We start from the raw sequence: 23,542 nt of genomic DNA on the forward strand, positions 1-23,542 counted from the left end.
AAAGGCCTTAAGATGCGTTGGTTGTTGCGTAAACTGATCCTTTTTATTTTTTGGGGAGCAATTGCTTTATCGGCATTGCTTGCTATTTTTGCCGTCAGTGTTGGGCAGTTGCTGCCTTATCTAGACCATTATCGTCCTCAAATAGAGCATAATCTTCAACAAATTATGGGCTATCCCGTTACGCTAGAAGAAATTGGTGGTCGCCTTGAAGGTGTTGATCCAACGGTTTCTATTAGTGGATTTCATTTGCAAGCAAATGGCCAATCTGCGATCACTGTTAATGAAATGCGAGTGCGATTAGATACGGTTAAGTCACTTCTTACTTTGAGTCCTCAGTTCACCTACATTCGATTTGTACGGCCTAAAGTTGGTTTGCAGGAAAGCGATGGTCAGTGGCGACTAAATGGCGCGACACCTTCGCGTAATGTCGGCAATGAAGTAGGTGTTGAACGTGTTTTAGATTATTTATCCGCACAAAGAAATTTTTCTATTTATGACGCTGAATTGGAAATTGACAGTGATCAATTTGGTCAGCATTCAGTACGCATTCCGCATGTATATATATTTCAAAAGTCGTTTGAATCGTTATTAACGTCAGAGCTCTATTTAGACGACTATCAATCACCTTTTCATTTAGACGCTCGCATTGATCAGACTCGTAGTTTACTGGGTAATTATCGAGTTAAAGCATCGATTAAAGCACCATTATTTTCCATTCCTTTAAATGATATGTTACCAGATAATCCTTATTCGCTATCTTCTATAGAGTTTGGTGGTGATATTTGGTTGGATGCGTTAGTTGGCAAGGAACTAGAAGTAAGAACTGAGGCAACGCAGTTAAATGTGGCGTTTGATGATGGCCAGAAATATGAGGTGACATCCTCTATTAAGCTTCGATATTCTCAAAAGCATCCGAGTGTACGGATGGATGTTCACGACATGCTCGTCAAAGATAAAGATGGCTTAAATTATCCGACAACGGATCTATTATTTGACTGGTCGTCGGTGACTAATCGCTCGAATATCAGCTTTGCGCGAGCGGATTTAGGTTTAGCATATAAAATCGCGGCTCATTTTTTGCCTGAAGATACAAATGCATCAAAAATTTTGAACGGACTTGAACCAAGTGGAATGGCCAAAAATGGTTCTGTTAGCTTATGGCGTGAAAATGATGAATTGTCTTTTCAATTTTTAAGTAATCTACAGTCCGCTTCTATCAAAGGTTATAACGGTATTCCCAAGGCAAGTAATATTAATGCTGTGCTTAGCCTTTCTGATGAAAGCGGCTATGTCGATTTTCGCGGCAGAGACAGTGAAATAGCTTTCGACACTATATATGACGAGTCTTGGCGTACCAGCTTTTTGTCAGGTTATGTTAGCTGGCAGCAACAGCAAGATGTTTTCTTGGTCGAAGGTCGTGATTTAGTCGTCCAACGTAATGGCGCGAATGTAAGTGGTGGTTTTCGATTAGAAGTGCGTGACACTGAACCTGATTGGATTGCATTGGATTTACATGGCAGTAATCTCTCGGTTACGGATCGTTTAACGTATCTTCCTCCAAAAGCTCTTAGTGATGATGTCATGTCATGGATAAAAGGGGCATTTGCAGATACAGGTAAAGTAGACAATGTTGATGTCTTAGTTCAAAGCGAATTATCTGATGATGCTGAACCACATGTTCGTGTACAGTTAGATGTAAGTAATGCAGATGTGACGTTTGATGAAAATTGGCCTACAGCAACTAACGTAAATGGCTTTTTTGAATTTGATGAAGTTGGTGTTTCGGTTCAGGTCAAATCAGGTAATTTACTTGATTTACCTGTCAACAATTTATTATTAACGGTTCCTATTTCGAATGGCTCTGCTGATTGGTTAAACCTTAAAGGGAAGGTTAGTAATAACGCGCCGCTTATATTAGCAACCTTGAGGGCAACTCCACTGGCAGACTCAGTTTTACAGCCATTTGCCAATTGGCAATTGGACGGTAAAGTCAAAGGTAGTTTTGATGTTGCCGTTCCCTTTAAAGAAGGCGCTGAACCAAAAGTGCAATTGGATCTTGATTTCAAAGACAACCTTTTAGCGATCAATGATATTGACCTTTCTACCCACGTTACAAATGGGCAATTAAGCTATAGTTCAGAGCAAGGTATAACCAATTCAGAATTTGATTCTCAGGTCTTGGGCGGCTCATCACATCTTATACTATCGTCGGCTGTAGCATCTAACGGTGGGCTTGCTGTCTTCGGCGATTTTTCAGGTGACGTTGATGTAAAGCAGGTAGCAGCTTGGCAGAAATTACCAGAAGCAGCACTCAAAAAAGTATCTGGTAAGGCAGCTTATACTGGGCGCTTATCGGTTAATCAGTCGCAAGATGGTCAAGTTGATTTAGTGATTGATAGTGATTTGCTTGGTGCAAACATTAACTTGCCTGAGCCTGTTGGTAAAAATGCAGTAGAAGCCAAAGCATTGCATATAAAAGTGATGCAGCACGAAAAAGATATTGTTATTGATGCGGATTATGCGACCTTATCCAAGGCAAGAATTTTGCTGCAAGATAGTGAATTTGCGGGTGGAGAGGTGATTTTAAATGGCGGAAAAGACCAAACTTTAAATGCCAAAATTCCGAAAGGATTGGTTCTAACCGGTGACTTTGATCGATTCTATGTTCAAGATTGGCAATCCGCTTTTACTGATTTATCCAGTGATGTATCAACGTCTTCGGAGGGCGCTGAGGTTCCAGATGTCCCTGAATGGCTAAGTAAAGTAGACCTAATTGTTGATGAAGTAATCGTTAATCCTAGTAACACTTGGCACAACTTTAAAGTAGCTTATAACTCGGCGACAAATAAGTCGTTATTTGTTAGTTCTGATGAAATGAACTTTTCTTTACTTAATAAAGATGGAACTCCAGATCTGCATTTTGGATTTTTAAGTTGGAACACTTCACCAGCTGACCCTTCTGAGCCTGAATCTAAGTCATCGCCGATTTCAGCAAAACAAATACCTAATATGACCTTGTCAGTTGATCAGCTATATTTTAATGAAAATCCTTATGGTGATTGGCAATTAGCTATTTTCAGAGAGGGCGATGTTGTTCGCATAGATCCTATTTCGTCTAAATTACAAACAGGTAGTCTTAAAGGTAGTTTATTTTGGCAAGACAAAGGAGACAATTCCAGTGTCGAGCTAGCAATGGCGGCAAGTGGTGCTGACCTAGCAGAATTGACGAAAAAGTTTTCGAATGATGCATTTGTATCCTCTAAAAAATACAAATTTGATGTCGGTTTGAGCTGGAAAGGGCATCCGTTCTACTTTGATCGTGAGTCTGTTTCGGGCCGTATTAGCTTCTCGGCTGAAGATGGTAATTTTAGTAAAGTAGATGAGTTACCGGCATTCTTAAAAGCATTAGGTATCTTTAATATTGGCGCGCTTAGTCGACGTTTATTATTAGACTTCTCTGATGTGTACGAACCAGGTTTAACTTATGACAAATTTAGTGGCGCACTTTCTCTTGATAAGGGAATTTTAAAAACCACATCACCTATTTCAATTATTGCTCCTTCAGCTGAGTTGGTTGTTACTGGGGAAGCTAATATTGTGACTGAAACATTAAATGAAAAGCTGACCGCAACTTTTCCTTTAACAGGAACTCTTCCATTGGCTGGATTGTTATGGGGCACACCACAATTAGCTGGATTACTATTTATTACTGACAAATTAATCGGTGATCAGTTGTCAAAAGTAACCAGTGTGCAATACAAAGTAGAAGGCTCATTTAATGACCCTGTTATGACGCCGATCCGCTATCAACCATTAGAGAAAACGAAATAATGAGTACTTTATGTGTTGCTGCTATTCAATTAACTAGCACGATAAGTTGGCAAGACAACTTACATGAAGTGAAGCATATTGTTGCTTCTGCAGCAAGAGACGGTGCTCGATTGGTTGTATTACCAGAAAACGTATTTTTGTTTCATGGTAAAGGAATGCGAAGCCTAGCTGAATCTGATGATCAGAGCGTCATATTCAAAGAAATATCAGCACTTGCTCAAGAACACTCAATCTATCTTGTGGTTGGATCACATCCTTCGCTATTAAGACCTAGCGGCAATCTGGTTGCAGATGAACGAGTAAGACAAACATGTTGGGTTATTGGGCCTGACGGTCTCTTACATGAGCGCTATGATAAAATTCATTTGTTTGATGTAACCGTTGATGATAAAGCGACGTCTTACAAAGAGTCCGGAGTTATTGAACCGGGAGAGTTGGCTTTAAAAGTAATTGACGTAGATGGTTTTAAAGTAGGTCTGAGCATTTGTTACGACCTGCGCTTTCCGGAGCTCTACCGAGAATTGACTAAGTTAGGCGCTGAAGTATTGTTAGTACCAGCAGCATTTACTTATGTAACTGGAAAAGCCCACTGGGATATTCTTTTGGCCGCACGAGCGATCGAGAATCAGTGTTACGTTCTTGGCGTTGGTCAATGTGGTTGGCATAACGAAACCAGACAAACCTATGGTCACAGTGTTCTGTACTCTCCATTCGGCGAACGTCTAGCCTCTTTAGAAGAAGAGCCTGGGTATTTCGTTTTTAATATGACAAAGACGGCATTAAGTAATTGTAGACAAAAAATGCCTTGTCTTTCACACCGTAGACTCCCATAACAAGCCTTCCCCTAAGCCTTCTTAAGACCTTTGAGAGGGCATCAATTTTAAAATAATCACTATAGATTATAGAAATATTAATTCAGATTATTTGCTTTTACCAAATCAGATATTCCCTGCTAAGCTTAGTATTCCTGCTTGATTAGCCTGAGAATGGAGGGCTGTCTGATGTATCTACAAACTACACAAACCATAACACTACCAAGTACTATTTTTATCTCAGAGTCAGCCATGGCTAGCCATTATTCTCTTAGTGATGAATACAGCGAATATGATGAATACGACGACGAAGGTGATGATGAACCATATTATGGTGACCCAAGTGATAGCGATGATGACTTCTGGGATGACTCAAACGACGATTGATTATTAAAGAACTGTCGATAAGTATTTTTTAGTTCTGACAGGGTATTGCTGTCGCGCAACTTATTATACTAAGAGCCTCTGTTGAGGCTCTTTTTTTACCTTTTTAGCCGGTTTTTCGTTGATCGATAAGCGTAGATTTATTGGAGTAACATCTAATAATCATTAGACGTTACTCTTTGGAAAATGTTATCTGTACATTTCTCCGCCCCAATTCTTGTGGTAGATCGGCAGCCTCTTCTATATGCCCAATACGTGTGTATGAGTATGAAGTATTAAACGTTTTATAGAAGACAACCATAGTGCGCGAACCCCATAACATTAGATCCCCGTTATTAATTGTGCCAGGTTGATAGGTATCAGTTGACAGTGCTTTTGGTAAATCGGCTTCCTTCTCGTTACCGTTAAGATCAGCCATGTCTAGTGTCAGTGGTAACATAGCTAAAAATTCACGTGCGGCCTCGGTGTCGGCTAAGACAGCGGCGAAACGATGTTCTCCAATGGTTATCCACATCTGTGATTCTTCCAAGTTTATGGATGCTGGTTGAGCAGTGACAGGTTTTGTTGTTGACTGCGCTGTATAGCCTTTACCGATCGTCAGTAAAAGCAGCAATGAAAGGCCAACTCGCTTCAGAATTCTTACATGCTGACGGCCCGCAATTAAGATTGAAATGTTTGCTTTATCCGAATAGGTTTGAAAGGATTTATTCATAATAGGGTCCTCATTATTTTATTTTTGTATATAGATAGGTACGTTACTGTATTGGCATGCGAGATGCGTGAAACGTCAGAAAGGCGCTAATGAGTAAGACAGCAGCACTGGCAATAAAGGTGCTTTGGTAGCCGTCTGCGTCGAAGAGTATGCCGCCTATTGTCGAACCCAATGCAATGGATAATTGAACCACTGCAACCATCAGACCGCCGCCAGCTTCTGCGTTATGTGGCATTGCTTTCGCCAGCCAAGTCCACCAAGCGACAGGTGCAGCAGTTGCGACTAGCCCCCACATTGCCAGTAGTAAAGCGACAGGTGCAACATCGCTTCCAGCAGGAATCAGCATTACAGCAATTGCTGCCATAAAAACGGGAATGCCAATAAGCAGACCATATAAAGTACGTTTTAGTATTGAGCTGATGATTAACGTACCGATAAACCCTGAAAATCCAATAGTGAGTAATAGAAGCGATAGTGTTGATACGCTGGTTTGTGTGACGGTTTCAAGGAAAGGGCGTAGATAAGTGAAGAGGGCAAACTGACCCATAAAGAAGGCGCCACATCCAGCCATACCATAGGCAACCGCGCGGCTTTTTAGTGCCTTGAGAATATTGCCGGAACCCGGTGTACTTGCTTTCCCTTTCCCTTTCCCTTTCATAGAAGGTAATGCCATCCACTGCCAGATTAAGGTGATCAGTGCGATGGGAATGATAGCTAAAAATGCGCCTCGCCATCCTACTATAGAGCCCAAATAACTCCCCAATGGTGCGGCAATTACTGTTGCCAGTGCATTGCCACCATTAAAAATGGCCAGAGCTTTAGGTACTTTATTAGATGGAACTAATCGAATCGCCATGGCGGCGGACATCGACCAAAATCCACCGATGACTACACCGATGAGCGCACGACCAAGCATATAGGTCGGATAATTTGGCGCTAGCGCGACAATGCTTCCAGAGATCCCCATCAAGACTGTTAGCATCAGCATTAACTTTTTGCGGTCCATAGTGCCAATTAGCATAGGCAGTAAAAGGCTGGTTAGTACGGCAAAGGCGCCAGAAATCGCAATACCTTGGCCAGCCATTCCTTCCGTAATTTGTAAGTCGCTGGCAATGGGTGTTAGCAGACTAACAGGCATAAATTCGGACGCTATCAGCGTGAATACGCATAGCGACATGGCAAAAACGCCACTCCAATGAGCCGTGTTATCAGTCTTGTCTATTGATGTTCCATCATGAATATCAGATGTGGTGAGTGCCATAGTTTTTTGTTACGCCTCGGTTTTTACAAAAAAAGCACCACGCGAGCTCAAAGAGCCGCATGGTGCAGAAGTTACTTCAACTATTTTGATGCCGATTAGGCTAGGTGTTGCTTAAAGAAGCTTGTTAGCTTGTCGAATGGGATGACATCTACTTGATCATATAAATCAACATGGCTTGCCCCAGGAATGATCATCATCTCTTTTGGTTCAGCCGCATTTTCATAGGCTGTTTTGCCCATATAAAGCGAGTGCGCCTTTTCGCCATGGATGAACAAAACCGGGCGAGGAGAAATCTCAGATATATAGGTTAGTAACGGCATATTCATAAAGGATAATGGCGTCGTCTGTGACCAAGCGTTACCAGAATTCACCGCACGTGGGTGATAGCCACGAGGTGTCATGTAGTAATCATGATAGTCGACCATGAATTGCGGCTCGCCACCTTTTAATACGTTGTAGGGTGCTTGGTAAGCTGGAGCTGCTTTACCTGCATCTTCCCAACGTTGTTGGCTTAATTGTTTCAGTCCTTGGGTACGCTGTTCTACGGTAACACTGTCGTTATAGCCTTTTGACATAACACGAGTCATGTCATACATAGTGCTGGCGACTACTGCTTTGACACGTTTATCGACAGCAACGGCATTCAATGCCATACCACCCCAACCACAGATGCCGATTATTCCGATACGTTCACGATCCACATTGGCTTGCATCCCAATACAATCAACTGCCGCGCTAAAGTCTTCTGTATTGATGTCTGGCGAAGCAATGTTACGAGGCTCACCACCACTTTCACCTGTATAAGATGGATCAAAAGCAAGAGTGACGAAGCCACGCTCTGCCATTATTTGAGCATAAAGACCAGAAGATTGTTCTTTCACCGCACCGAAAGGGCCACCAACGACAATGGCTGGTAATTTGCCAGACGCATTTTTTGGTTGGTAAAGATCAGCGGCAAGGGTAATACCATAGCGGTTCTTGAACGTAATTTTTTTATGGTCAACCTTGTCACTTTTGGCGAATTTTTTATCCCATTCATCGCTTAGTTTTATTGATGACTGAGCAAAGGTTTTGCCAGTAGTTAGCGAGGCAACGCCTAGTGCAACCATACCGGCACCAGTCAATTTCATCATATTGCGACGTCCCTCATCAGGAACATCCTGTTGAGTAATATCATTTGTAATTTCAGTATGTTTATCCATGGTAATTCTCCAGATAAGTGAGTTAGGCAAGAACTGTTGTCGATCACAAAGAGGCATTGAACATCGTCTTTCTGAAAGCATTTATAGGCATCTAGTTTTACAGCTCTGGATATTTTGGGGTTAGCAGGATTCTGCTTGATTCTTGCCTGATACTCCTGAATGGCAGAATTTCACGTGACCTAGGGTAGTGCTCTAATTATTATGGAAAGATCATATTTTGAAGATATTCAATGCGACTCAACGCACTCCAAAGACTAGAAGTAAATACATGAATAGAGATATCAGCAGCATACAAAAAGACTTGGCTAAGGCTATCGAAGAAAAAACAATAGGGCAGGAAGATTGCGCTACGTTAATCGAAAATCTATCTTTTTTTCGCCGAGAAGTAATAACGGAACCTTGTCCTTGCACGATTGAAGCAAGTGTTCTTTTTGTCGTTCAAGGCACTAAGCAGTTGTTGGTCGGGGAGCAAAACTTCATTTATGACACTCAGCATTTTTTATTGAACTCACTCGATTTGCCTGCAAGTTCACAAGTGCTCGATGCCAGTTCAGATCTTCCTTGCTTAGGGCTAATGCTCAAGCTAGATATGCTACTTATGGCAGATATTATTGCGCAAAATGGCATGCCTCCTCCTTATGAAAGTTCTATTAGTGGAAGCTCGGCAATAGGAACGGTTACTTCATCGTTATTGGAGCCTTTTACTCGTTTATTGGCTTTACTTGATGAGCCTGATGCCATAGCCACGTTATCTCCTCTCATTGTGAGAGAGATTCATTATCGACTGTTGAATAGTGATCTAGCGGGTCGGCTTTGGCAGATTGCCTCGACAGGTAGTCAGGCCCACAGAATTTCACGAGCCGTCACTTGGCTTAGAACACATTATGCAAAATCCTTTCAGATTGAAGAGTTGGCTTCTTATGTTCAAATGAGTAGCACCACTTTGTACCATCATTTTCGTGAACACACAGCGATGAGTCCTTTGCAGTATCAGAAATGGTTACGCCTGAACGAAGCGAAGCGCTTGATGCTAAATGACAGTCTTGATGCTTCAAGTGCAGCATTCAAAGTAGGTTACGAAAGTCCTTCTCATTTCAGCCGCGAATATGCTCGCCTCTTTGGGCAATCGCCAAAGCGACATATCGAAGCATTACGAAAAGGGGCTGAGTCTAATATTTGACGAATCGCCACGAATGTAAACAAATTTCGTCTGTTTTACCTGATCTTTGTCTAGAACGTCGGTTGGGCTTTTTCTATGAGCGCCGGTGAAACTCTGATTTAGCCCTTCGTTTTATTTGTACAAAGCTATTTCGTTGAGCACTCTTTCCCCCATATTCCATCCACAAACTCTGGATGATCGATAAACGGATTTCGATTTCCTTGTAGTTGTTGTACTCGGTCGTTACGGCGTTTTTCAAAGGCGGTGACGGGGAATTTGTCGTTCCACGCTACGAGTGTACAAAGGTCGCCGATGCTGGGTTGGCCGCTTTGTTTGTCATTGCCTTTGGTTATGATTAAGTCGGGCATGTTTTCTGGTGAGGCGTCGTCGCCAGCTTCGTATCGAGCAGCCATGTAGAAGACCATACGGGCGATTTGGCCCTTGGCGTGGTCAGTTGGTTCGAAGGATTCTTTGTTTTTATCTAGGTAGGCGCCAGACAATACTTTGCTGCCGTTAGCTAGCTCATCGTAAATCGCTTCGCCGCCCATGCCATAGCCATAGTTGCTGTGCGCGCCGTTTAGGTTGCGGTCAGCAGGGCGCAGGTGATGAAGGTCTGTGTAGCCGTCTTGGCTTTGTTTGGCAAAGCCGCGGGATTTTGGCCAAACGTGTTCTCTGTCCCACGCATCGTCTTTGCTTTTGCCTCGGTTTGCTTGGTTGATGTTTCTCACGTCATCTAGGTAAAGCATTTGCACTAGGCCGCATTTGGGTTTGTCATCTGGGCAGGCGGAATCGGTGTAAACCAGTGCTTCCCACACGTCGATATTCTTACCGTCGTACCAATCGGTATTTCCACTTTGTGTGTACTTCAGAGGTTTTTGACCATCAATGATGCTGTGCAGTTTTGCTTTGAGCGCATCGCCTGTTAACTCTTCTGTACCATCGTAATAACCCGCCGACGCATATGCCGAAAAAAACATAAGAAAAACAAACGCTTTGCGCCACATAACAAGACCTCATTTGGATAATGCGAGAATTGTAGGGAAGTGCAGGGTGTTTAGATTCTGGGGATTTGAAAGGATTTGTTAGCGAATGTGTGTTCTACGTAAAGACTTGATCTTGATCATATTAAATGAGCTTTTTCTTCTATCTTTGATGATGAATTTTTAAACGTTCGTTACCGCACAGAATCTCGTCTTTCTATCGTTATAGAGTGAAGTATCGAGTTTGTTTGAAAGTCACCTGATTTTCGACGTTTTGACATGGAGATTGATATGTATAACGAATATTGGAACGGTTGGGGCTGGGTGCTGTGGATTGGTTTTTGGTTTTTGCTGATTTCTAGTTTTGGCCATTGGGGTTACAGCTATCGATCTAATCGACGTTACTTTGCGCAAGCCAATAAAACGGCGCTGGATATATTGAACGAGCGTTATGCTCGCGGTGATATCGAACAAGCAGAGTTTTCTCGCATCAAGAAAGAAATCGCCAGCAAATAATAGGGAGCATCTCACAGTGCCAAAAACTACGATGCAAACCGCAGCACTAGCGCCGGATCAACTGAGCCTAATAGACAGATACTGGCGAGCCAGTAATTACTTGTCGGTTGGGCAAATTTACCTTCACGATAACCCGCTATTGTCGCGGCCTTTGGTCTTGGCTGATATAAAACGTATCTTGCTTGGTCACTGGGGCACGACCCCCGGACAGAATTTTATCTACGTACATTTGAATCGCATTATTAAACAATACGATTTAAGCATGATTTATATCTCTGGCCCCGGTCATGGTGGTCCTGCCGTGGTGTCAAATACGTATTTGGAAGGCAGTTACAGCGAGATTTATCCTGATATAAGTCAAGACACAGTCGGCCTACAAAAGCTGTTCAAACAGTTTTCTTTTCCCGGTGGCATTCCCAGCCATGCGTCACCCGAATGTCCCGGTTCCATCCATGAAGGTGGAGAATTGGGTTATTCATTAAGTCACGCCTTTGGTGCGGTATTTGATAATCCAGAATTAATCGCTGCCTGTGTGGTGGGTGATGGCGAAGCTGAAACTGGGCCTTTGGCGACCGCTTGGCATTCTAATAAGTTTCTAAATCCTAATACCGATGGCGTGGTGTTGCCAATTTTGCATTTGAATGGTTACAAGATTGCGAATCCTACGGTTTTGGCGCGCATCAGTCACCAAGAGCTAGAGCAGCTATTTCGTGGTTATGGATGGCATCCAATTTTTGTCGAAGGCAGTGATCCTGACTATATGCATAAAGCTATGGCGACAGCGCTCGACTTTGCGGTACGGGAAATCAAGGCGATCAAATTGAACGCCCAAGAAAATAGAGTATTTGAACGTCCCCGTTGGCCGATGATTATTCTAAAATCTCCAAAAGGCTGGACGGGCCCTAAGATAGTCGATGGCGTGCAGATCGAAGGCACTTTTCACGCTCATCAAGTGCCAATATCTAATCCAGAATTGAAACCAGAACACCTGCCATTAATCGAGGAATGGTTGCGCAGTTATCGCCCTCAAGAATTATTCGATAGTCTGGGTCGTTTGTTACCAGAGCTAGCCGAACTGGCGCCAAAAGGTGAACGTCGCATGGGAGCGAACCCTCATGCCAACGGTGGTTTGCTACTGAAACCCTTACAAATGCCAGATTTTCGTGATTACGCTTGTGCGGTGCCGAAACACGGCGTGCGCGGTGTTGGTGATACTCATGTGCTCGGGCCATTTGTGCGAGATGTGATTAAGCTTAATCAAGAGAACTTTCGAGTATTTGGCCCAGATGAAACAATTTCTAATGGGCTTGAGGCGGTGTTCGAAACCACTAATCGACAATGGGAAGCGACCACAAAAATTAATGACGAATACCTAGCTCCCAATGGTCGCGTGATGGAAATACTTAGCGAACACCAGTGTCAGGGCTGGCTAGAAGGCTATTTACTGACTGGCCGACACGGCTTATTTAATTGCTACGAAGCTTTTATTCATATCGTTGATTCCATGTTTAACCAGCACGCGAAATGGCTAAAAGTCACCGCTGGTTTGTCTTGGCGACCTAAGATCGCCTCGTTGAATTATCTATTGGCGTCTCATGTTTGGCGTCAGGATCACAATGGCTTTACTCACCAAGATCCGGGTTTTATCGATCATGTGGTGAATAAAAAAGCCGACATAGTCCGAGTCTATTTGCCACCCGATGCCAACTGTTTGCTTTCGGTGATGGATCATTGTTTGCGCAGCAAGCATTACGTCAATGTGGTTGTTGCCGGAAAGCATCCAGCGCCGCAATGGTTGGACATGGACGCCGCAGCGAAACATTGTGCGGCAGGCATTGGCATTTGGGATTGGGCAAGTAACGATACCGAGTTAAGTAATCATGCCGAAACAGATATCGTGATGGCTTGTTGTGGCGATGTACCAACGCTAGAAACCTTAGCGGCTGTATCTATTTTGCGAAAGCATTTACCCACGTTGAATATTCGTGTGGTGAACGTAGTGGATTTAATGAAGCTGCAGCCTCAAACCGAGCATCCACATGGTTTGAATGATGCCGAGTTTGATCTTTTGTTTACCGAAAATAAACCGGTGATTTTTGCCTTTCATGCTTATCCATCGCTCATTCATAAATTAACTTATCGCCGTACCAATCATCGCAATATCCATGTTCGTGGTTACAAAGAAGAAGGCACGATCACTACAGCGTTTGATATGACAGTGCTTAATGACATGGATCGTTTTCATCTCGTGATTGATGTGATTGACCGACTACCGCAAACCGGCGTGAAAGGCGTCGAACTGAAACGCATGTTGAGTGAAAAACTGATTGAGCACCGTCAGTACATCAACCAATACGGTGTCGATATGCCGGAAATTCGTGATTGGCGCTGGCCTTTTTCGGAGTGATTCATTTAAAGCCATAAAACACGTTGGGGAATTTCAATGAAAGACAGCAATCCTTTTGAAGATGACTTTTTATCTGAAAGCATAAGTGCGACCAAGCAATTGCACATGCTAGGTCAAAGTATCTGGCTTGATAACATTACTCGCGAGCTGCTAAACAGCGGCACTTTGCAGCACTATATTGATCATCTGAGTGTGACAGGACTAACATCGAATCCGACCATTTTCGACAAAGCAATAAAAGACGGTGATAACTATAACCAAGCTATCGCAGAAAAAGCTGCCAATGGTCTATCGGGTGAAGCGCTGTTTTTCGAATTAGCGCTGGAAGATTTAACTCGTGCGGCGGATTTATTACGCCCCATCTTTGATAACACCGATGGAATGGACGGTTGGGTCTCGTTAGAAGTCTCACCACTTTTGGTGAACAATACTGCTGGTACAGTTGCGGCGGCGGTGGATTTGCATAAACGCGCTAAACGCTCCAATTTGTTTATCAAAATTCCCGGTACTCCAGCAGGCTTAGCGGCCATTGAAGAAACGATTTTTGCGGGTGTTCCCGTTAACGTGACCTTGCTGTTTTCCAGCGAGCAATATCTCGCCGCGGCCGAGGCTTATATGCGCGGCATCGAGCGCCGAATTGCAAAAGGACTTGATCCAAAAGTTGGCTCGGTTGCTTCGTTGTTTATCAGTCGTTGGGATGTTGCCGTTAATGACAAGGTTTCATCTAATCTGCGTAATCGTCTTGGTATCGCAATCGCCCAACAGGCTTACAAGACCTATTGTGAACTGCTAGCAGCGCCACACTGGCAATCGCTAAAGGCGGCTGGTGCTCAATCACAACGCTTACTTTGGGCCAGCACAGGCAGCAAAGATCCAACGATTTCTGACTCTTATTACGTCTCAGCACTCGCTGCGCCACACACCATTAATACGATTCCAGAAAAGACATTACTAAGCTTCTCGAAAGACGGCGCCTTGTCTAGCGTGATGTCGATTGATGGTGTTGATGCTGAAAGCAAGCTGTTGGAATTCGCCGTAGAAGGCATCGATGTTGGCGCATTGGCTGATCAGCTCCAACAAGATGGCGCAGACGCTTTTACTCAGTCTTGGAACGATTTATTGGCAGTCATAGAGCAAAAAAGTCAGCAAGTAAAAACCAGTACGTCAAAAAATAGCAAATCAGAAAACGACGAAGCGCCTTTTTAACGATTTTTTAGGAGTCAGCCAAAGTGAAACAGTTAATGCTCGACCAGCTTGCTATTAATACGCTGCGTACTCTGTCTATCGATGCCGTGCAAAAAGCCAAATCGGGGCATCCCGGCACGCCAATGGACGCCGCGCCAACGGCGTATTGTTTGTGGCAGCGTTTTCTTCGTTTTGATCCAAAAGATCCTGAGTGGCTGAATCGAGATCGATTTGTGTTGTCATCCGGTCACGCCTGCGCCTTGTTGTATAGTTTATTGCACTTGACCGGAGTGAAAGCAAAGGCAGCGAGTTATCCTGCTGGCGAGCGCTTAGCGGTCACCATGGAAGATCTAAAACAGTTCCGCCAACTTGGCAGTCGTTGTACTGGTCATCCAGAGCATGGCTGGACCAGCGGCGTGGAAACCACCACAGGGCCGCTTGGACAAGGCTTGGCGACAAGTGTTGGTATGTCAATTGCTGAACGCTGGCAGGCGGCGACCTATAATCGCCCCGATTACACCTTGTTCGACCATAATGTGTATGCCTTGTGTGGCGATGGCGACATGATGGAAGGCATCAGCAGTGAAGCCGCTTCCTTGGCTGGGCACTTGAAATTATCGAATTTGTGTTGGATCTACGACGCCAATCACATCAGTATCGAAGGTTCCATTGAGATCACTTTTAGTGAAGATGTGGCGGCACGTTTCAAGGCTTACGGTTGGAATGTGGTGCGGGTGAGCGACGCCAATGATTTAACGCAACTAAGCGCGGCGTATCAGGCGTTTATTGATACAGAAGATCGTCCGACTCTGATCATTGTACAGAGTCATATTGGTTATGGTGCGCCCCATAAACAAGATACGGCGAAGGCCCATGGTGAACCACTTGGGGTAGAAGAAGTACATCTTGCCAAAGAATTTTATGGTGCTGATCCAGAATCCCAATTTGATGTAGCTGCCGGAGTTGTCGATTATTTTGCAGCGAATTTCGGTCAACGTGGTGTGAAAACTCATGCTGAATGGCAAAAAACCTTTGCGGCTTATCATTATCAATACCCCGAATTGGCCGGGCAAATTACTCAGATGCAGCAAACGCATCTTCCTCAAGCTTGGGACTTTGGCTTGCCTACATTCACAGCGGACGGCAAAGACATCTCGACACGTGAATCCTCAGGGCTGGTTCTTAATACCATTGCTCAACGAGTGCCTTGGTTGCTGGGTGGCTCGGCAGATTTGTCGCCTTCTACAAAGACGGAATTGTCTTTTGAATCCAGTAGTAGCTTGAGACAAATTGGAGAATTGAAGGCCGGAAAACCAACCAGTTCTGACTATTTTCAGGTGGACAATTACGCTGGACGAAACTTCCATTTTGGTGTGCGCGAACATGCCATGTGTGCCATTGGTAATGGTCTTGCCTTGTCTAAATTGCGACCTTATGTGGCAAGCTTTTTTGTCTTTACCGATTACTGTCGTGCGGCGCTTCGGCTCAGCGCGATGATGGAGTTGCCGATGATTTCGATCTGGACTCATGATTCAATCAGCATGGGCGAAGATGGCCCAACACATCAGCCCGTTGAACACCTTGCTGCCATGCGAGCTATGCCGGGAATCTTGGTATTGCGGCCAGCAGATGCGAATGAAGTTGTCGAAGCATGGCGCGTTATTATGGCCAATAATCATATGCCAGCGTGTCTGGTGTTAACTCGCCAAGCGTTGCCGACGCTGGATCGCGCTAAATATGGTAGCGCCAGTGGTTTGGCTTTTGGCGCTTATATTGTTGCCGATGCGAAAGATGGCAAGCCAGATGTTTTGTTATTGGCAACCGGCAGTGAAGTGTCGCTCTGTGTTGCTGTGTACGAACAGTTAAAAATCGAAGGCATTAAAGCTCGCGTGGTCAGCATGCCATCGTGGGAATTATTCGAAAGCCAGTTGCAGGAATACAAAGATCAAATTTTGCCGCCAGCGGTTCAAGCACGAGTTGCCGTGGAAGAAGGCTCTACCTTTGGTTGGGAACGTTACACTGGTTATGCAGGAACAATCATTGGCATGCAAACCTTTGGCTTGTCGGCACCGCGTAAGGTGGTTGAACAGCACTTTGGTTTTGATCCTGCTCATATTATTAAGTCCGCAAAGGCACAAATTGCTCGTCATTCTGGTTCATCGAGTCATCATAAAAGCACGTTAACTTCTTTAAAAAACTTGGAATAGAGCATGACCAGTACAAGCGATTCTAAAAATACCAGCGAGCCGGAAGCAGATGGGTCAACTGTCACCTCAAAGATCTTTGGTTTAACTCATAAACATATCGGCATTGTTTTGCTGGTTATCGCTATTTTAGTCTTGGCAATAACGGCAGGAGTACGATTTATGTTGGGGCCAAGAGTCCTGCTTGAAATCGTTGTTCAGCGTGATTTTGTACAAACCGTTGTGGCCAGTGGTCGTGTAGAAGCGCCACATCGCGTTGATATTGGCGTACAAATTACCGGTACAGTGAGAGCTGTTCCTGTTAATGAGGGGCAAAGGGTTGAAGTGAATATGCCACTTGTTGAATTGGAATCTAGTGAGTTGCATGCTGCGGTAAGCCAAGCCAAGGCTGCTGTGCTGTTAGCAAAAGCAGAACTTCGTCAATTACACGAAGTAGAAGCTCCCATGGCAGAGCAAGAAGTAGAAGAAGCCAAAGCCAATCAAATGGCAGCCTTGCAAGATCTGGAACGCAGTCAAAGCTTATTGAAAAAACATTTGATTAGCCAATCCAGTCTGGATGAAGCAGTGCGTGCCGAAAAAGTTACTCGTAGTAAGGTCAGTAGTTTGCAATCAAAAATGATTAGTTTACAAACTAATGGCAGCCAAGTAGCACTAGATGAAGCGAGCCTTGAGCAAGCTCAGGCCGGCCTTGAATTAGCTCAAGCTAAATTGGCTTACACCACATTAAAAGCGCCTGTGGACGGTGTGTTGATTGCACGCAATGTGGAGCCAGGTGATGTAGTTCAACCTGGCGAAACGCTAATGCAGCTTTCTCCATCTGGCGAAACACAAATGGTCGTGCAAATCGAAGAAAAAAATCTTCATCTACTTGCATTAAATCAATCAGCATTAGCTTCTGCTGATGCTTATCCAGATCAGCTTTTTAGTGCCCAACTGGTGTATATCAACCCGGGAATAGACTCTGATCGAGGTTCCGTGGAAGTGAAGCTGCAAGTCCCTGAACCACCAGACTATTTGCGCCAAGACATGACGGTCTCTGTGGACATAAAAGTGGCGAGTCGCAGCGATGCCGTGCTTGTTTCCAGTGCTGCGGTTCATGATGTCAATTCGGTCGCGCCTTGGGTGTTAAAACTGGATGGCAAACAAGTCCATCGACAAGTCGTCACTCTTGGTTTGCGCAGTGATGGCATGAGTGAAGTGTTAACAGGATTAAGCGCTGGTGATCAAGTTGTTCCAGTGAGTTCGGTCACCGTTACCGATGGCGATCGCATTCGTCCATTGCTGCAAGCTGATTCGCTATGAGCGAGAAAGCGTTAGAAGCGAGCGAGTTAAAAACCTTACCCAGTTGGCAGCCGTTTGAATGGATTGTCGCCTTGCGTTTTTTGGGTGAAGGGCGTACTCAAACAGCTTTTATTATCAGTGGCGTTGCCTTAGGTGTGGCGGTGATTGTCTTTATGTCTGCATTGATGGCTGGCTTGCAATCTAATATCACCAAAAGTGTTCTGAGTGGCCAAGCGCATATTCAATTACAGCCTGCTAAAGAAACGGTGCGACCGCTTCGCAGCAGTAACAGCACTTTAGCGGTAGGTGCGGTTGTGGAAGGTGCGATTATTCAGACGCCTTTGCAACGCATTGACAGTATTGATCAATGGCAAAGTATCATGGTGCAAATCTCGGAGATACCTGATGTATTGGTGGTGTCTCCCGCCGCCAAGGGTTCTGCTTTAGTGGTGCGAGGCAATACCAGTCAAGCCATTTCTATTAATGGGGTGAAGCCAGATCTCTATTTCCAGATTATTGATATGACCGACAAAATGGTCAGTGGCACGATGGACTTGACCGGATCAGATATTTTAATCGGCATCGAACTAGCAAGTGATTTGGGCGTCAGTTTAGGCGACAAAATCCGCGTTACCATGGCAACTGGTGCTGACAACACGCTTACCATAACGGGTATTTTTGATTTCGGTAATAAAACGGCCAACTCACAAACCACCTATGTTGCTTTGCGCACAGCACAAAGTTTATTAGGCATGGTTGGCAGTGTTTCTGTGTTGGATGTCAATGTCAAAGACATTTATGCCGCAGAAACGATTGCTCAGCGCATCGAAGCTTCAACTGGTGTGCAAGCCGACAGCTGGATAAAAAACAATGCCCAGTTATTTACTTCGTTGGGCGCACAACAAAGCTCAAACACTGTTATTCGCTTGTTTGTCGCGCTGTCGGTTGCCTTAGGCATTGCTAGCGTTTTGGTTGTGTCGGTAGTGCAAAAATCCCGAGAGATTGGCATTTTGCGTGCCATGGGAATCACTCGAGGACAAATCCTGCGTATCTTTTTACTGCAAGGTGGGCTGTTGGGTTTGTGCGGTTCTATTATTGGTTCTGCGATGGGAGGGGGTGGATTATTGATCTGGATGCAAATGCTAACAGGTGAAGATGGTTCGCCGCTATTTTCCTTGAGTTTAGAGCCTAGCTTATTTATTGGTGCTTTGTTGTTGGCAACCTTAACTGGCTTAATTTCTGCTTTCGTTCCTGCTTTAAGCGCGGCACGACTTGATCCGGTGGTGGCAATTCGTGGATAAATTAGAAGCTAAACACAATACAAATGACGTCGTCCTGAAAATGCAGAATGTTCGTAAGTCGTTTAACACAGGTCTACCGAATGAAGTGGAAATACTGCATGGCATTGATTTAATCCTCAAACGTGGAGAGTTTTGCGCCGTGGTTGGTCCGTCTGGCTCGGGCAAAAGTACCTTGCTCAATATTGTTGGATTATTGGATCGCCCAACCGAAGGAAGCTTGTCAATTTGTGGTGAAGAAACCACGCGCATGGATGATCATGCATTGACTCGCGTGCGCGGTCATAACATAGGGTTTGTGTTTCAATTTCATAATTTATTGAGTGCGTTTAGTGCGCTTGAAAATGTCATGATGCCGTTGTTGGGTGAAGCAGAATTTCCCAATAAAGAGATGACCGAACGTGCTGCTATGTTGCTCGATAGTGTTGGCTTAACACCTTGGCGCGATCAGCCCGCTTATCAATTATCCGGTGGACAACAACAGCGCGTTGCCTTAGCGCGAGCACTTGCAATGAATCCCGCCTTATTACTCGCCGATGAACCCACAGGCAACCTCGACACCAAAAGCGCCGATGCAGTATTTGAACTACTGCGTAAAGTCAGCCGAGAACAAGGTATGACGGTGCTATTTGTGACACATGATCCAAGCTTAGCCGCGCGCTGTGATAAAACCATTAAGGTAGTGGATGGCAAAGTAGTAGATGACAAGGAGGTTGATGACAAAGTTGTTAGCTAAATATGGCGAGTTAAACGACGCATATGTTCGCTAGTGCACAGAGTTTATCGCTTGTTTTTATTACGCTGACAATCGCAATCCTCTATGACCGATTAAGAGAAAGTAAAGTGAAAGTGGAAAAGGCTGTCATAGATCATTGTTAATAGCACTGTGTCGGCTCATCCTTTAGTAGTGCTGAGGTGTCGTGCGCTTATTAAAGTCATTACTGGGAGTAATCGAAGGCTATGGAATCAGGAAGAACATTTCAAAACACAGGCACTGTGATTTCGATTCGGGGCAGTGTTGTGGATATCCGCTTTGACAGTATATCGTCAGACAATCAGTTACCACCGATTCGCTCTTTATTAGTTACTGGCAAAGACAATAGCATTGCCATTGAAGTGTTTTCCCAATTGGATGATCAGCGGGTGCGCGGTATTGCCTTAACGCCAACCCAAGGTCTCGCTCGTGGTATGAAAGTGGAAGATACTGGCAAGCCGTTGCAGACACCAGTAGGCAAGGGGATTTTGTCGCGCATGTTTGATGTGTTCGGCAATGCCATTGACAAAAAAGACGCGCCGATCGACGTCGAATGGCGCTCGGTTCATAATGAACCACCATCGTTAGCACGACGTTCCACCAAAACCGAAGTATTCGAAACCGGCATCAAGGTGATTGATGTCTTAATGCCGCTAGAACGAGGTGGCAAAGCTGGCTTGTTTGGCGGCGCTGGCGTGGGCAAAACTGTCTTGCTGACCGAAATGATTCATAACATGGTCGGCCAACATGCTGGCGTAAGTATCTTTTGCGGTATCGGAGAGCGTTGCCGAGAAGGTGAAGAGCTTTATCGCGAGATGAAAGAAGCAGGTGTGCTGGACAACATGGTGATGATGTTTGGTCAAATGAACGAACCACCGGGCGCACGTTTTCGCGTTGGTCATGCCGCCTTGACCATGGCGGAATATTTCCGTGATGACGAACATCGTGATGTCTTGTTGCTGATGGATAATATTTTTCGTTTTATTCAGGCGGGCATGGAAGTGTCTGGTTTGATGGGGCAAATGCCAGCGCGTTTGGGGTATCAACCAACCATGGGCACTGAGTTGTCTCAACTTGAAGAGCGTATTGCCAATACCGGCAGTGGTGCGATTACCTCGATTCAGGCGGTGTATGTGCCTGCCGATGATTTTACAGATCCTGCCGCCGTGCATACCTTTTCTCACCTTTCTGCTTCCATCGTTTTATCCCGTAAGCGCGCCAGCGAAGGGCTTTATCCCGCTATTGATCCTTTGCAGTCCAGTTCTAAAATGGCGACGCCAAGCATTATTGGCAAACGCCATTACGATCTCGCGCAAGAGATTCGTCGCACCTTGGCGCAATACAGCGAGTTAAAAGACATTATCGCCATGCTCGGCATGGAGCAGCTATCGCCCGAAGACCGCAAAGTTGTCGGACGTGCTCGCCGCTTAGAGCGGTTTCTTACTCAGCCCTTTTTTACCACTGAGCAGTTTACTGGTATGTCTGGCAAATTGGTCAGTCTTGATGATGCTTTAGATGGCTGCGAGCGAATCTTACAGGATGAATTTGAAGACTATCCGGAAAGCGCGCTTTACATGATTGGTGCGATTGACGAAGCCCATGAAAAAAGCAAAAAAGCCGCAGAAGATAAACCAAAAGCCGAGGAGGGCGAAGATGCCACAAGCCTACATGACGCTTAAGGTTTTACTGCCTCATAAAGTATTTAGCGAAGAACAAAAAGTGCTGCGAATCGTGGCGACTACACCACAAGGAGCGTTTGGCATTTTGCCGAATCGATTGGATTGTGTGGCGTCCTTGTCTGCGGGCATTTTAGTAGTGGAAGTTGAAGGCAAGGAAGAAGCTTACATCGCTGTTGATGAAGGCGTATTGGTGAAAACCGGAGCGGAAGTGCGTATTTCCGTGCGCAATGCCATGAGTGGTATGGGCTTAAATGAATTGCGTATTGCAGTAGAAGAAGAGTTTCTGCAGCTTGACGAACAGCAGCAGAAACTACGTTCGGCATTGACTAAGATGGAAAGCGGTTTTGTTCAGCGTTTGGTCGCGTTTAAGCAGGATGCGAGTTTGTCATGAAAGACGATGATGAAGACAAAAGCACGCTCAAAACGGACCGTTATCTAGATCGAAAAGTAGACCGCAAACTAGATCGCTCTTTAGATCGCAAACCGAAAAACAACTACAGCAAGCAAGTTGGCTCAGTCGCCGCTCGCAAGCTAAAAGCTCAGCGACACGTGACTAGAACTGTCTGGTCTGGCTTAGGGATGATGGGATTGGTTGGCTGGTCGATTGCTATTCCTACTGTGCTTGGTGCGGCGCTGGGTATTTGGTTGGATAGTGCTTACCCAAGTGATCGTTCATGGACGCTGGCCTTGCTAGTCGTTGGCCTGTGTTTGGGCTGCTTCAATGCTTGGCATTGGGTGCAAAAAGAAGACAAAGACATTCACCAACCTGAGGACAACGATAATGTTAATTGATTTTGGTGACAACTTTTGGGGTGGCGTTGCCTATGCCGTGTTTGTTGGCATGCTATTAGGGGTTTTTTATTTTGCTGGGTTGTGGTGGACAGTACGCCGACTGGGTTCTAGTCGCGTGGTCGCACCTTTATTCTTGTTCAGTATGCTGTTTCGCATCAGCGTCGTGATGGTTAGTTTTTATGTGTTTCTGGGCAATGACTGGCAAAAATTACTGTTAGGTTTACTTGGCTTCATAATCTTGCGTTTGTTCGCGACGCGACTGGTTCGTTTGAAAGACAACCCAGTCATTATCAAGCCGATTCATACCCTTAAAGAAAAACATTCTCAAGCAGAAGAGCGCTAATGAACCTGACACCAGATCTAATTATTTATTGGCAATTGGGCTTTTTAAAGCTCAATGCCACCATTGTGTTTACTTGGTTGGTAATGTTAGTGCTGGTGGTTGGATCGATTCTGATCACTCGAAACTTATCTAACAATTTGCAGCGCTCCCGCTGGCAAAATGCCCTAGAAGTGGTGGTGATCACCATTAACAAACAAATTGAAGAAGTAGGTTTAAGCCAACCACAAAAATACATCGGTTTTCTGGGAACCTTATTTTTGTTTATCGCCGTGTCTGCTCTTGGCACCATTATTCCTGGTTTTGAACCACCGACAGGTTCGCTTTCCACTACGGCGGCGTTAGCTCTGTGTGTGTTAGTTGCTGTGCCGCTGTTTGGTATTCAGGAAACTGGCTTGGGCGGATATCTGTCTTCCTATACTCAGCCGACTATTATTATGCTGCCGTTCAATATTATTAGCGAAGTGTCGCGGACCTTAGCACTGGCTGTGCGACTATTCGGTAACATGATGAGTGGCGCGATGATCATCGCGATACTGCTCACCATTACCCCGTTCTTATTTCCGATTGTGATGACAGTGCTTGGTTTGCTTACTGGCATTGTTCAGGCTTATATCTTTTTCATTCTAGCCACTGTCTACATCGCAGCGGCTACAAGCTCCTCAAAAACAGAAGTCCAAAGCACTGAGACAAGTTAGCTTTGAGCTTTAATTTTAACTTTTTATTTGATTAAACCTTATGAACA

General features: G+C 44.8%; 20 protein-coding genes. 16 read left to right on the forward strand and 4 right to left on the reverse strand.

The window, feature by feature from the left end:
- Positions 1 to 12: 12 nt before the first annotated feature.
- The 3 genes from TY87_RS15685 to TY87_RS15695 all read left to right on the forward strand — a co-directional run bounded on the left by TY87_RS15685 (position 13) and on the right by TY87_RS15695 (position 5,030).
- A complete protein-coding gene (locus TY87_RS15685; protein WP_100187789.1) occupies positions 13 to 3,831 on the forward strand; it encodes a YhdP family protein in 3,819 nt (1,272 codons plus the stop codon).
- Entirely contained in the window at positions 3,831 to 4,664 is an 834-nt protein-coding gene (locus TY87_RS15690) for a carbon-nitrogen hydrolase family protein (RefSeq protein WP_100187790.1), read from the forward strand. Before TY87_RS15685 ends, TY87_RS15690 begins: the two co-directional genes overlap by 1 nt.
- 168 nt (positions 4,665 to 4,832) lie before the next feature.
- The gene (locus TY87_RS15695; RefSeq protein WP_100187791.1) at positions 4,833 to 5,030 is read left to right on the forward strand and encodes a hypothetical protein; all 198 of its coding nucleotides are present in this window, start codon (positions 4,833 to 4,835) and stop codon (positions 5,028 to 5,030) included.
- Between the two features lie 169 nt (positions 5,031 to 5,199).
- On the opposite strand, the gene TY87_RS15700 is transcribed toward TY87_RS15695, so the two are convergent.
- From TY87_RS15700 to TY87_RS15710, 3 genes are all read right to left on the reverse strand, one after another.
- A complete protein-coding gene (locus TY87_RS15700) occupies positions 5,200 to 5,739 on the reverse strand; it encodes a cyclophilin-like fold protein (protein ID WP_100187792.1) in 540 nt (179 codons plus the stop codon).
- Positions 5,740 to 5,782: 43 nt separating this feature from the next.
- Positions 5,783 to 7,000, reverse strand: a complete 1,218-nt coding sequence (locus TY87_RS15705) for an MFS transporter (protein ID WP_100187793.1) — start codon at positions 6,998 to 7,000, stop codon at positions 5,783 to 5,785.
- A 95-nt stretch (positions 7,001 to 7,095) separates the two neighbouring features.
- Positions 7,096 to 8,202, reverse strand: a complete 1,107-nt coding sequence (locus TY87_RS15710; RefSeq protein ID WP_100187794.1) for an alpha/beta hydrolase — start codon at positions 8,200 to 8,202, stop codon at positions 7,096 to 7,098.
- Positions 8,203 to 8,470: 268 nt separating this feature from the next.
- Here TY87_RS15710 and TY87_RS15715 point away from each other — a divergent pair, with 268 nt between their 5' ends.
- Positions 8,471 to 9,382 carry an AraC family transcriptional regulator gene (locus TY87_RS15715; protein WP_100187795.1) on the forward strand — a complete coding sequence of 304 codons (912 nt, stop codon included), beginning with the start codon at positions 8,471 to 8,473 and terminating at the stop codon, positions 9,380 to 9,382.
- A 125-nt stretch (positions 9,383 to 9,507) separates the two neighbouring features.
- On the opposite strand, the gene TY87_RS15720 is transcribed toward TY87_RS15715, so the two are convergent.
- Positions 9,508 to 10,365, reverse strand: a complete 858-nt coding sequence (locus tag TY87_RS15720; RefSeq protein WP_012069651.1) for an endonuclease I family protein — start codon at positions 10,363 to 10,365, stop codon at positions 9,508 to 9,510.
- A gap of 267 nt (positions 10,366 to 10,632) precedes the next feature.
- Here TY87_RS15720 and TY87_RS15725 point away from each other — a divergent pair, with 267 nt between their 5' ends.
- The 12 genes from TY87_RS15725 (at position 10,633) to TY87_RS15780 (ending at position 23,495) form a co-directional block, all read left to right on the forward strand.
- Entirely contained in the window at positions 10,633 to 10,857 is a 225-nt protein-coding gene (locus TY87_RS15725) for an SHOCT domain-containing protein (protein ID WP_012069652.1), read from the forward strand.
- Between the two features lie 16 nt (positions 10,858 to 10,873).
- Positions 10,874 to 13,264, forward strand: a complete 2,391-nt coding sequence (locus tag TY87_RS15730; protein WP_198432111.1) for a phosphoketolase family protein — start codon at positions 10,874 to 10,876, stop codon at positions 13,262 to 13,264.
- A 36-nt stretch (positions 13,265 to 13,300) separates the two neighbouring features.
- Positions 13,301 to 14,470: a transaldolase gene (tal, locus tag TY87_RS15735; RefSeq protein ID WP_198432112.1), complete on the forward strand. Its 1,170-nt coding sequence runs from the start codon at positions 13,301 to 13,303 to the stop codon at positions 14,468 to 14,470.
- 23 nt (positions 14,471 to 14,493) lie between these two features.
- Positions 14,494 to 16,656, forward strand: a complete 2,163-nt coding sequence (gene tkt, locus TY87_RS15740) for a transketolase (protein ID WP_232617156.1) — start codon at positions 14,494 to 14,496, stop codon at positions 16,654 to 16,656.
- Positions 16,657 to 16,659: 3 nt separating this feature from the next.
- On the forward strand, positions 16,660 to 17,955 hold the full coding sequence (locus tag TY87_RS15745; RefSeq protein WP_072842217.1) for an efflux RND transporter periplasmic adaptor subunit: 1,296 nt from the start codon (positions 16,660 to 16,662) through the stop codon (positions 17,953 to 17,955).
- A complete protein-coding gene (locus tag TY87_RS15750) occupies positions 17,952 to 19,235 on the forward strand; it encodes an ABC transporter permease (RefSeq protein WP_100187796.1) in 1,284 nt (427 codons plus the stop codon). The genes TY87_RS15745 and TY87_RS15750 overlap by 4 nt, the downstream gene beginning before the upstream one ends.
- A complete protein-coding gene (locus TY87_RS15755) occupies positions 19,228 to 19,968 on the forward strand; it encodes an ABC transporter ATP-binding protein (RefSeq protein WP_198432113.1) in 741 nt (246 codons plus the stop codon). The genes TY87_RS15750 and TY87_RS15755 overlap by 8 nt, the downstream gene beginning before the upstream one ends.
- A 224-nt stretch (positions 19,969 to 20,192) precedes the next feature.
- A complete protein-coding gene (gene atpD, locus TY87_RS15760; RefSeq protein WP_100187797.1) occupies positions 20,193 to 21,665 on the forward strand; it encodes a F0F1 ATP synthase subunit beta in 1,473 nt (490 codons plus the stop codon).
- Positions 21,640 to 22,056 (forward strand): F0F1 ATP synthase subunit epsilon, encoded by a 417-nt coding sequence (locus TY87_RS15765; protein WP_072842221.1) that lies wholly within the window; start codon positions 21,640 to 21,642, stop codon positions 22,054 to 22,056. Before atpD ends, TY87_RS15765 begins: the two co-directional genes overlap by 26 nt.
- Positions 22,053 to 22,457, forward strand: a complete 405-nt coding sequence (locus TY87_RS15770) for an AtpZ/AtpI family protein (RefSeq protein ID WP_072842223.1) — start codon at positions 22,053 to 22,055, stop codon at positions 22,455 to 22,457. The genes TY87_RS15765 and TY87_RS15770 overlap by 4 nt, the downstream gene beginning before the upstream one ends.
- Positions 22,447 to 22,800 (forward strand): ATP synthase subunit I, encoded by a 354-nt coding sequence (locus tag TY87_RS15775; RefSeq protein ID WP_072842225.1) that lies wholly within the window; start codon positions 22,447 to 22,449, stop codon positions 22,798 to 22,800. Before TY87_RS15770 ends, TY87_RS15775 begins: the two co-directional genes overlap by 11 nt.
- A complete protein-coding gene (locus TY87_RS15780) occupies positions 22,800 to 23,495 on the forward strand; it encodes a F0F1 ATP synthase subunit A (protein ID WP_072842227.1) in 696 nt (231 codons plus the stop codon). Before TY87_RS15775 ends, TY87_RS15780 begins: the two co-directional genes overlap by 1 nt.
- The last annotated feature ends 47 nt before the right edge of the window (positions 23,496 to 23,542 follow it).

Source organism: Marinomonas sp. BSi20584 (assembly GCF_002792415.1).
GTDB classification, from domain to species: Bacteria; Pseudomonadota; Gammaproteobacteria; order Pseudomonadales; family Marinomonadaceae; genus Marinomonas; species Marinomonas polaris.

What these genes read in the sequence shown, in the direction of transcription:
- TY87_RS15705 (WP_100187793.1), bottom strand. Translation starts at nt 7,000, where the DNA reads ATGGCACTCACCACATCTGATATTCATGATGGAACATCAATAGACAAG.
- TY87_RS15710 (WP_100187794.1), bottom strand. Translation starts at nt 8,202, where the DNA reads ATGGATAAACATACTGAAATTACAAATGATATTACTCAACAGGATGTT.
- TY87_RS15780 (WP_072842227.1), top strand. Translation starts at nt 22,800, where the DNA reads ATGAACCTGACACCAGATCTAATTATTTATTGGCAATTGGGCTTTTTA.
- TY87_RS15695 (WP_100187791.1), top strand. Translation starts at nt 4,833, where the DNA reads ATGTATCTACAAACTACACAAACCATAACACTACCAAGTACTATTTTT.
- TY87_RS15720 (WP_012069651.1), bottom strand. Translation starts at nt 10,365, where the DNA reads ATGTGGCGCAAAGCGTTTGTTTTTCTTATGTTTTTTTCGGCATATGCG.
- TY87_RS15700 (WP_100187792.1), bottom strand. Translation starts at nt 5,739, where the DNA reads ATGAATAAATCCTTTCAAACCTATTCGGATAAAGCAAACATTTCAATC.
- TY87_RS15775 (WP_072842225.1), top strand. Translation starts at nt 22,447, where the DNA reads ATGTTAATTGATTTTGGTGACAACTTTTGGGGTGGCGTTGCCTATGCC.
- TY87_RS15685 (WP_100187789.1), top strand. Translation starts at nt 13, where the DNA reads ATGCGTTGGTTGTTGCGTAAACTGATCCTTTTTATTTTTTGGGGAGCA.
- TY87_RS15715 (WP_100187795.1), top strand. Translation starts at nt 8,471, where the DNA reads ATGAATAGAGATATCAGCAGCATACAAAAAGACTTGGCTAAGGCTATC.
- TY87_RS15770 (WP_072842223.1), top strand. Translation starts at nt 22,053, where the DNA reads ATGAAAGACGATGATGAAGACAAAAGCACGCTCAAAACGGACCGTTAT.
- TY87_RS15750 (WP_100187796.1), top strand. Translation starts at nt 17,952, where the DNA reads ATGAGCGAGAAAGCGTTAGAAGCGAGCGAGTTAAAAACCTTACCCAGT.
- atpD (WP_100187797.1), top strand. Translation starts at nt 20,193, where the DNA reads ATGGAATCAGGAAGAACATTTCAAAACACAGGCACTGTGATTTCGATT.
- tal (WP_198432112.1), top strand. Translation starts at nt 13,301, where the DNA reads ATGAAAGACAGCAATCCTTTTGAAGATGACTTTTTATCTGAAAGCATA.
- TY87_RS15745 (WP_072842217.1), top strand. Translation starts at nt 16,660, where the DNA reads ATGACCAGTACAAGCGATTCTAAAAATACCAGCGAGCCGGAAGCAGAT.
- TY87_RS15765 (WP_072842221.1), top strand. Translation starts at nt 21,640, where the DNA reads ATGCCACAAGCCTACATGACGCTTAAGGTTTTACTGCCTCATAAAGTA.
- TY87_RS15690 (WP_100187790.1), top strand. Translation starts at nt 3,831, where the DNA reads ATGAGTACTTTATGTGTTGCTGCTATTCAATTAACTAGCACGATAAGT.
- TY87_RS15725 (WP_012069652.1), top strand. Translation starts at nt 10,633, where the DNA reads ATGTATAACGAATATTGGAACGGTTGGGGCTGGGTGCTGTGGATTGGT.